At 57.2% G+C, this 6,702-nt stretch carries 6 protein-coding genes; 4 read left to right on the top strand and 2 right to left on the bottom strand.

The window, feature by feature from the left end; translation table 11 throughout:
- On the bottom strand, positions 1–176 hold a 176-nt coding region (locus EK23_RS20905; protein ID WP_045227344.1), incomplete at its 3' end, for a helix-turn-helix domain-containing protein.
- Between the two features lie 195 nt (positions 177–371).
- Between EK23_RS20905 and EK23_RS20900 the strand changes: the two genes are divergently transcribed.
- The gene (locus EK23_RS20900; RefSeq protein WP_082054402.1) at positions 372–1,547 is read left to right on the top strand and encodes a TIGR03118 family protein; all 1,176 of its coding nucleotides are present in this window, start codon (positions 372–374) and stop codon (positions 1,545–1,547) included.
- 591 nt (positions 1,548–2,138) lie between these two features.
- Here the strand turns inward: EK23_RS20900 and EK23_RS22895 are convergent.
- Positions 2,139–2,570 (bottom strand): hypothetical protein, encoded by a 432-nt coding sequence (locus tag EK23_RS22895; RefSeq protein ID WP_097991063.1) that lies wholly within the window; start codon positions 2,568–2,570, stop codon positions 2,139–2,141.
- A gap of 376 nt (positions 2,571–2,946) precedes the next feature.
- Here EK23_RS22895 and EK23_RS20895 point away from each other — a divergent pair, with 376 nt between their 5' ends.
- From EK23_RS20895 to EK23_RS24820, 3 genes are all read left to right on the top strand, one after another.
- A complete protein-coding gene (locus EK23_RS20895) occupies positions 2,947–3,330 on the top strand; it encodes a hypothetical protein (RefSeq protein ID WP_045227343.1) in 384 nt (127 codons plus the stop codon).
- Positions 3,331–4,938: 1,608 nt separating this feature from the next.
- Positions 4,939–6,330, top strand: coding sequence for an IS1182 family transposase (locus EK23_RS20880; RefSeq protein WP_045227342.1), 1,392 nt, complete (start codon positions 4,939–4,941; stop codon positions 6,328–6,330).
- A gap of 194 nt (positions 6,331–6,524) precedes the next feature.
- The coding region (locus EK23_RS24820) for a transposase (RefSeq protein WP_045227166.1) at positions 6,525–6,702 on the top strand (178 nt) is incomplete at its 3' end.

The raw sequence follows: 6,702 nt of genomic DNA, 5'->3' as shown, positions 1-6,702 counted from the left end.
CGGTTCGCGTCAAACAATGCTTCAAGGCCGCCTTCCGCCACCGCATTCTGGTAGCGATAGAAGGTGTCTCGCGACACCCCCATCACCTTGCAGGCCTTGGACACGTTGCCGAGTTCAGTTGCCAGGTTCAGCAGACCGATCTTGTGACGGATGACATTCTGATTGAGACTACTCATGGGGTTACTCCTGCGCTCACGCGCCGTTTCGATGAAGAGTCGCACCTCTATCAAAACGGGTAACCCCACCTCGCGGCAAGGAACTCTGTCAGATCAAGTCTGAACTTCTACATCTGATGTATCTTATGACAAGCTTAATCGCTGCTGTCACCGGGACTTCGATTCCACAAGGTTCCGTCGAGAGGAGATAGCAACATGAATTTCAATGCGTGCTTTTTCGCGCTTTCTCGTGGGGTTTTGACCCTCTTCTTTGTTGTAGCACTAGCCCCGAGCGCACGCTCAGAGTCCATACGGTATTATCAAAGAACCAATTTGGTCTCCGATCAAGCATCCGTTGCGCGCGTGCTCGACCCCAATCTGCACGGAGCTTGGGGGATGGCTCGTTCGGCTAGCAGTCCCTTGTGGGTCAATAGCAGTTTCAGCAATGTGTCCTTGGGCTACGACGGAGACGGCAAACCCGCCCCGTCGGCGCAGCCGTTGGTGGTGGCCACGCCAGCAACCCCCACGGGCATCGTCTTCAACGTGTCTAACGATTTCGCCTTTAGCGCCACACCGGGCCAAACGCAGTTGTCCGCGCGCTATCTGTTCGCCAGCCTGGATGGGCACATCGCTGCGTGGAATCCGCAAATCGATGCCGGAAACGCAATCGTAATGGTCGACAACCACAGTTCTGCAGCCTATACGGGCTTAGCGGTGGCGCGCAGCAATGACGTGAACAAACTTTATGCCGCCAATTTCGCTCAGGCGCGCATCGATGTGTTCGATGCTCAATTCCACGCGGTGCCGATGGCAGCGACCGCATTTACGGATCCCAAAATTTCCGACAAGTTTGCGCCCTTCAACATTCAAGCGATCAATAACACACTGTATGTGACGTATGCACGCAAAGACGTTTTTCAACGTGCGCGAGGTAGAAAGCAAGGTTTTGTCGATGTATTCGACGGCAACGGCGGCTTGATCATGCAATTGCAGCGAGGTTCCTGGATGCGTGCGCCGTGGGGCGTTGCGCTCGCACCGCCCGATTTTGGCAAGTACGGCAACGCGCTCTTGGTTGGCCAATTCGGCAGCGGGCGCATTGCGACATTCAACGCCATCACCGGTCGATTTCGTGGGTTTCTCACGAATGTGAATGGAAGTCCGATGGTGATTACCAAACAAGGATTGTGGGGCCTGGGCTTTGGCGGTGGCGATGGCAGCGACTCAGGCTCCACCAGCACACTGTATTTCGCGACGGACATCGGCGGCACGCATGGACTATTCGGCACCCTGACAGCCGCCGAAAAGCAGGTCCAATCAACGCCGGCACCGGCGGCTACGCCCGCGCCCTCGGCACCAACGCCATCACCTACCGCCCAGCCCTATCCGTATTGAAGCTCGCAAACCATTGCACTATTTGATGTTGGACGCATAGCGATGCGAGCGGTGGCTCAAGGGCGGGTGGCATCTGGAGGCGGTGGAGGCGGTTGACCCGGCGGCGGCGGTGGAATGTCGGCCGCTCGGGGTGCCTGCGACGGCGTACTTTCGACCGTCTGCCCATAGACCGGCACGCGATGCCCGTTCGCATACATGCACTGGATATAGCTCATGTCATAGCGCTGCTGAGCAGCGTAACCGGAGTTGCTCGCGGTAGAGGTACCGACCAGTCCGCCTGCCGCGAGCCCAGTGCCTGCTCCAATCGCGGCGCCTTGGCCGCCACCGATCGCCGCACCGGCTGCGGCGCCCAGCGCAGTTCCAACCGCGGCACTGCCGGCACCTGAGGAGATCGCCGCTTGATTCGGAGTCACACCCCCGAGTTCAGCGTTGGCGAACTGTCGACACTGAGCGTCGTCGTTGCGAAATTGGATAAAATCTTTTCCAGTGCCCGACAACGCCAGCACACTGGGGCCCGACGGCAGGCTTGCACAGCCGAAAAGCGCAGCGGGAAGCAAAAGCAGACGAAAAAATGACCTGCGCGTACCCCCCCTAGCGATCTGATGGTTCTGGCGCAACCGGCTGCCATCCCCCCGGGCATTCCTCGACATAGGGGTAATAGGCATTCGGGCTGCGGCAGTAGTACCAAAAGTTGCTGACTGGTCGCGAACTTTGCGGGGACACGCTTTGTTGAATGTAGATCGGCGGCGCAGCGGGGACGGTGATGACCGTGGATGGATAGACCGGGTAGGGGTAATAGGGATAGGCCGGCCAACCAAGCCCCGCCCCGAAGTAAAAGCCGACAGAGGGTCTGCCATAATAGCCACCGTAACCGTAACCGTAACCGTGGCCCCAGTGTGCGCCACCCCAGTGTGCGCCACCCCAGTGCCCGCCACCACCATGGCCACCCCATGCCCATGCTGGCGTCACCGCTAAAGTAGCGAGCAACGCGCAAATCTGGGTGAACATTCTGACGTGATTCATATTGGCCATGCCTCGACGTGGCTGGAATGGCCCTCCTTGGCGCACCCTCGCGGCTTTTGCTTCCCAACCGGTAAGATCGAACCAAGCCTCCTTGCCGTCTTCCGGGTCCAGCATCTATCGCCGACAGAGCCGATGTCCCAATTCATCGCCTCCCACCTTTCTCGTTGACCTATACACCAGCAGGCTTAACTGAACCTTAATTTGTTCGCGGACTGGACGCTGCGGCGCGAGAGGCCGTTGAACTTCCGTTGCATCATGGATAGGCTGTCATCCGGCGTACGATGAAAGGGGGTAGGTACGTCGAGTTCGCTGCCTCGCACTTCTGTGAAGTCGCGGACCTTTGAGTAGAGCGGTCAAACCAAAAGGGGAACCATCCATGAAGAATGTCGCCTTAATTCCCGTCTCGTTTTTGTTGTCCGCAGCGCTAGCGCTGGGCATCTCTCAGAGTGTTTATGCTGCAAAACAGACGGCGCCGGACGCCGCCCAGATTAACAAGCTGATAACCGCCGCCAAAACCAAGGCTGATCACGTCAAGCTGGCCCATTTGCTGGAAAGTGAAGCGGCTTACGAGGACGCAAAAGCAAAAGCATTGGCTGCGCAAGCTGAAGCCTACAAGGAGCACAAGCATGGCTTTTATGACAAAAACATCGGTGATCTCGTAGAACACACCAGCGCGCTGGCACAACACTACGCCGATGCTGCAAAGTTGCACAAATCGCTGGCAGAGATCCATGCCGCGATTGCATCGGAATTGAAATAGGAACGCTACAACCCTCAACAATAAAGGGGTGAGACGGTGGGGTCTGCGATTCCTGAGCCGAGCGATTCGAATGTGAATCCTTGCTTCCGGCCTATCGTTCGGCCGGAAGCGGAGTCACGCAGGTCTAAAGGCCTTCGTTCCCTTCAAAGGGGCGTGACGCGCATTCTCGATTTCCAAACCGGCGATCTGCTAAGCGCCGCCGCATGCACATTTTTCAGGCGCTCCGCCGCAGCGTCCCTACCTGCCTTTTAATGTGGAAAGCGCTCATTCCGCTCCATTTGCCTCCAGAATGAATTACGTCTGCGCACCAGCTTCGAAATTCCTGGTCTCCGAACGCAATGACGCCCGGAACGTAATCACGGGCGCTGGCGGTGTTTTCATGAAGCATTTTCGAGAGAGCGGCAGCCTCATAGAAAGTCGTCAAGGCTGATATGGTCAGTGATCGGCTTTGCAACGAACCACGAACCAGCTTTACAGAAATTTGGACCTGATAAGCTGCGTGTTGATGATGCGAGAAGACTGCCTGCCACCCGGACGTTTATCAGGATCCCATTCACGGAATCAAGTGGAACTCAGCCCTAGTCGGCATTGATCGCCATGAACTTTACGCAAGTCAAGTGCCTATTGGTTTTCGGTATCTTCGCTGTCATCGGCTTCGGCCCGATCTCGCCGGGTTGCCTCATCGGAATGTATTCAGTGCTCGCCCGCCCGTCCTGGTTACTGGGGGTGATACGATGTATGTATAAGAGGTCCAGTAGCCCTATGTACCCTGCCCCTAACTTGGAACCTGGAAATTCTGCGAGGGTCCGTGTCTATACCTTTCTCTGCTTCCTGGCCTTATTCCTCATCGATATTGCCCCGTATCCCGTAACACCCAGTCTCGCAATCCCCATCATTTTGATTCGGCCACGCTGGTTTTATGAACTCGTGGAGACGATTTATGGGAATTAGCGAACGGCGCAAACAGTGTCCTGAATAGAAGGTAATGCCCTCAAGCGATGTCACTCCAACCGCAAGGAAGTTATGCTCACCTGCACCCGACAGCCTTGAAGCTTAATACCAAAAAGCAGCAGACGTGTCATACCAGACATAAAAAAATGCCTTGATTTAATTGGTAGCAACGTGTGGGCTCGAACCACCGACACCAGCATTATGAAGACTGTGCTCTCTCTACAGAGCCCTTTACGATCAATACTTTAAAACGCCGCGCGCCATCGGTTACGTCAGGAAACGCCACAGGACGACTGCTCGTCGTCATACCACATGTCATACCGGGTGAAATTCGTCATCGAGCAGCCCTGCCTCCCGGAACACTCCAACAGCGGTCACTCAAACGACTGTCCCACCCAAATCGCAGACGTTCGCCCGCCCTACCCTATTGCCAATTGATCGGCCAAACCGGCCATCCGACCTTGCCCCGCAGTTCTGTCCCAGCGGCTGCTTTATGGAATGATCGCGATCTGACGGAACCGGCAATCTTCGGTCAATCAAAGGAGCATCGAGAGTGCCACTTGAATGGCGGCTTAACTTCGATTGTGTTGAAAAACCCGCATTTGCTTGGTTTAGGGCGGTAAAATAGGCCTATCAACATAACCGGGACTAGCGGCTATGATGGGTCAACTCAGCGGGGTTCAGGAGCGCCTTTTTTATTCCTTCAGCCTCGACAAGCACGTTCCCAAAGACCACCTCCTGCGAGGGATCGACCGGTTCCTCGACCTGGGCGGCCTTCGCAAGAAACTGGCAGAGGCCTACAGCCCCATCGGGCGCCCCTCCATCGACCCCGAATTGATGATCCGCATGCTCGTTTTGGGCTACTGCTTTGGCATCCGCTCCGAGCGCCGACTGTTTGAGGAAGTTCACCTCAACCTGGCTTACCGCTGGTTTTGCCGCCTGGACTTGCAGGATGATGTCCCCGACCACTCCACTTTCTCGAAAAACCGCCACGGGCGTTTCCGCGAGAACGATACCTTCAGGCTGGTCTTCGAGGAGGTCCTTTGGCGCTGCATGGCCGAGGGCCTGGTGCGGGGCGAGGGCTTTGCCACCGACGCCAGCATCATCAAGGCCGACGCGCAGCAGCAGCGCCGGGTGTTAGACGACGGCGGGATTGACTGGGGCGATCCGAAGCAGGCGACTCGCCCGGTCCGCGAGTATCTCGAAGGCTTGGAAGAAACCAATGATCCAAAGGATCCTCCCAAGGTACTCTCGCTGACTGACCCGGCTGCGAGTTGGACTGCGGCCACCGGCGACCGTCCTTTTTTCGCTTATTCGACCAACTACCTGATCGACCTTGAGCACGGCATCATCGTCGATGTGGAGGCCTCGGCGGTCAGCAAAACGGCGGAAGTGAAAGCCACGAAAACCATGGTCGACCGCGTAGAAGAAGCCTTTGGCGTAAAGCCCGAACGGTTGGTTGGGGATACCAATTACGGCTCAGCGGAGATGCTGGCCTGGCTGGTGGACGAGAAGCAGATCGCGCCCCATGTGCCGGTCTGCGACAAGACTGAACGCAAGGATGGAAGCCTATCGAGCAAGGATTTCGAGTGGGACGGCGAGGCCGACGAATACCGCTGCCCCGAAGGCAAGGCCCTGCGCCGTAACCAACGCCCGTTCAAACGGGCGCGCACCCACGTCACCAAGGCTGGAACCATCATCTACCGGGCCAGCGCCAAGCACTGCGTGGACTGCCCGCTGAAAGCGCGCTGCTGCCCCAACACTCCGATGCGAAAGATCGCCCGCAGCGTCCACGAGGACGCCCGCGAGGTGGCCCGGCGCATTGCCAAGACTGAAAGCTACCAGCAGTCCCGCAAGGACCGCAAGAAAGTGGAAATGCTGTTCGCCCACCTAAAGCGCATCCAAGGGCTCGTCAAACTGCGCTTGCGCGGGTTCACCGGGGCGAAGGACGAGTTCCTGCTGGCGGCCATCGCCCAAAACCTGAGGCGGATGGCCAAAAGGTTGGCGGGAAATGCCTCGGAAGCCCTCCCGACACCCGCATTAGGGTAAGACAGGCCCGCTATAACGATTGTCCCGATCACTGAACTAAGAAAGTCTGCTTCCTTGAAAACCAGGCATCTCATAGCGTCGCCGAAAAAGCGACTTTTTCAACACAATACTGTATCCGTCCGGTAATCCCATCTGTAAGGTGCCCGATGGATTGCGCAAGATAGTGTCCACTTCAGTTTTTAGTGGACACTTTCATGGACTCATCTCCCAAGCGTACCCGGCGCTTCCATAGCGTTGATTTCAAGCGGCAGGTGGTGGACGCCTGCCGACAGCCCGGTGCCTCAATTGCCGCGGTCGCGCTGGCACACGGCATCAACGCCAACCTGGCGCGGCGTTGGCTGCGCGAATCGGGCAGCGTAAGTGCCTCCAGAT

Origin of the sequence: Methyloterricola oryzae, assembly GCF_000934725.1 — a bacterium.
In the GTDB taxonomy this organism is placed as follows: Bacteria; Pseudomonadota; Gammaproteobacteria; order Methylococcales; family Methylococcaceae; genus Methyloterricola; species Methyloterricola oryzae.
This window is presented reverse-complemented; position numbering and strand designations above follow the sequence as displayed.

Excerpts from the sequence above, each read along its gene's own strand:
- EK23_RS20900 (WP_082054402.1), top strand. The coding sequence starts at position 372 with ATGAATTTCAATGCGTGCTTTTTCGCGCTTTCTCGTGGGGTTTTGACC.
- EK23_RS22895 (WP_097991063.1), bottom strand. The coding sequence starts at position 2,570 with ATGAATCACGTCAGAATGTTCACCCAGATTTGCGCGTTGCTCGCTACT.
- EK23_RS20895 (WP_045227343.1), top strand. The coding sequence starts at position 2,947 with ATGAAGAATGTCGCCTTAATTCCCGTCTCGTTTTTGTTGTCCGCAGCG.
- EK23_RS20880 (WP_045227342.1), top strand. The coding sequence starts at position 4,939 with ATGATGGGTCAACTCAGCGGGGTTCAGGAGCGCCTTTTTTATTCCTTC.